2 protein-coding genes are annotated in these 2,281 nt (G+C 65.7%); both read left to right on the top strand.

Translation table 11 applies throughout. The features are described 5' to 3' along the window. Positions 1–53: 53 nt before the first annotated feature. A complete protein-coding gene (locus WBQ44_RS14960; protein WP_495567462.1) occupies positions 54–1,010 on the top strand; it encodes a DUF1648 domain-containing protein in 957 nt (318 codons plus the stop codon). 155 nt (positions 1,011–1,165) lie between these two features. Then, a complete protein-coding gene (locus tag WBQ44_RS14955) occupies positions 1,166–2,251 on the top strand; it encodes a GGDEF domain-containing protein (RefSeq protein WP_495567461.1) in 1,086 nt (361 codons plus the stop codon). Positions 2,252–2,281 lie beyond the last annotated feature (30 nt).

The raw sequence follows: 2,281 nt of genomic DNA, 5'->3' as shown, positions 1-2,281 counted from the left end.
GGACGCGTGCGCGCCGAGCTGACCGCGGCGTCGGTAGAGACGCCGTCGCGCTCGTGAAGGCCAGGACGTTCGACCCCGCAGGCGTGATCTTCGGCGTTCTCGCCCCGATCGCCGCCGCGGCACTCGGCGTCGTCGCCGCCCGCATCTGGCGATCGCGGCTACCGGACCAGATCGCAACGCACTGGTCCGGCACCCAACCCGACGGCTTCACGAGCCCGGTCACCAGTGCGTGGACACTCGTCATCGTCATCGTCCTGGTCGGCGGCGGCTGCAGTGCCGTCGCGGCGCTGGCCCACGCGCTGCTGATCATGCGTCGCACGATGCTGATGATCGGGTTGACGGTTGTCGGACTGATCACCGTTCTGCAGCTCGCCATCCTTCACAGCCAACTCGACATGACCGACGTCGACCGCGTCGAAGTGCCGGGCTGGGCCATCGGCGTCGGCACCGCGGTCGGATTTTCGGTCGGCCTGCTCGGGGCATCGCTGCTCCGCGACTATCGCGAACGCGTCACCGCCGACGCTCCACCTCCCGAGTCCCTGCCCAGGACGGCCCCCGATTTGCCCCTGGTCGAATCGCTCGGCGCAGGACGCGTCGCAACCGCGGTGCTGTTCTCCATCCTTGCGGCAGCTGCGGCGCTGACCTGCTGGATCGTCGAATCCTGGTGGCCGCTGGCGATCTTCGTGCCACTCGCCGTGCTCACCGTGTCCCTGCTGCGGTACGAGCTCGTCGTCGATCGAGCCGGTATCCATGTTCGGAGCCTCGGGATGGCCGCATTCGACTACGCGATCGAAGAGGTCACCGGCGCCTCGGTGCGCGAGGTCGACCCGTTCTCAGACTTCGGCGGTTGGGGCCTGCGGGTCAAGGGCCGCGGCAACTACGCGGTGGCCACCACGAAGGGCCCGGCAGTGTTTCTCACGCTCGCGGGCGGTCATCGGTTGACCATAACGACACCGAACGCCGAGCGCATTGCGGGGACCATCAACAGCCTTGCGGCACAGGTGGGATAGCCGAAAACATACCGATGGCCAGTTACGCCCCTTTATGATGTATGCCATACGGGGGGTAGCGACTGGAGGCCACGGAGATCGACGCACGACCACCGACGAGCCAAGGCCAGGCAACGACGCGCAAGCCCACTCATCGTCGACCCAACACGAACTCGATGCGTACGCTTCTGGCGGAGTGGTATCGCCAGCCTTTCGACTACGAGTGGATCGTCACACACCGGTCGACCCGCAGTCTTCACGGGCCCCTGAAAATGGTCTTCGGCGCCGCAACGTTGCTTTTCGCGGCGGCATCAATCCTCATGCTGTTCAGTCATCGTGGTCCGACAGGGATGCTCGCGCAAGCGTGGGTCGGCCTGGTTCTCGTCATGCAGTTGGCCGTCGCCCTGCGGTGGTTCTTCGGCCCGCTTCCGGTTCGCCGCGACTTCATCGCCTTCGCCATCTTCGGAGATGTCGGGCTCACCTCGGTGCTGGTGCTGTACGAGCCATTCGGGGCCATCATCGGGTCGGGCCTGTTCGTCATTACCGGTGCCCTGTGCACGTACTTCCTTTCGCCGCGGTGGCTGCTCGCGCATCTTGTCTGGTGTGTCGCCTTCATTCTGTTCACGACGCTGCGGGCATGTCTGTCGGACCAGGAAGACATCCCGACAGCGCTCGCAGGCGGGCTTGTCGTCCTGTCGATCAATGCCGCCGTACCGCTGTTCGCCCACATCGCGTGGACGGCCATCGGTCGCGATGCGCGTCGCTCGCTGCTCGATCCACTGACCGGGCTGCTCAATCGGCGCGGGTTGGACGATGCTGCCGAACTCTTGGGCATGCGCAGCTATCAGCGGGGTCTAGCCCTTGTCGTCGTGGTCATCGACATCGACCGATTCAAATCCGTCAACGACCACTACGGGCACGACAGCGGCGACGAAGTGATCAAGACCGTTGCAGCGAGACTGGCGACGATGTTCGAGAACGCGGGAGTGGTGGCGCGCACCGGCGGTGAAGAGTTCGTGGTCGTGTTCTCGAGTCCACTCGAACACGTTCACGAACTCATCGGCCGCGTCGCGTGCACGCTGCACCGGCGGGACGACCCCATCCCCGTCACCGTCAGTGTCGGTGCCTCCGTGGTGTCCGAGCCCGCAGATCTATGGAGCGTCGGTCCGTCGATCGTCACGCGCGCCACCCGCGCCGCCGACTCGATGATGTACCGAGCGAAGTACGACGGGGGCAACCGCACCGCCACTACCCACCTCTGACCCTCGCAAGGCGTCCAACCGAGTCGGGGG

It is taken from the genome of Rhodococcus sp. (in: high G+C Gram-positive bacteria) (assembly GCF_049591685.1).
GTDB lineage: Bacteria > Actinomycetota > Actinomycetes > Mycobacteriales > Mycobacteriaceae > Rhodococcoides.
This window is presented reverse-complemented; position numbering and strand designations above follow the sequence as displayed.

Excerpts from the sequence above, each read along its gene's own strand:
- WBQ44_RS14955 (WP_495567461.1), top strand. The coding sequence starts at position 1,166 with ATGCGTACGCTTCTGGCGGAGTGGTATCGCCAGCCTTTCGACTACGAG.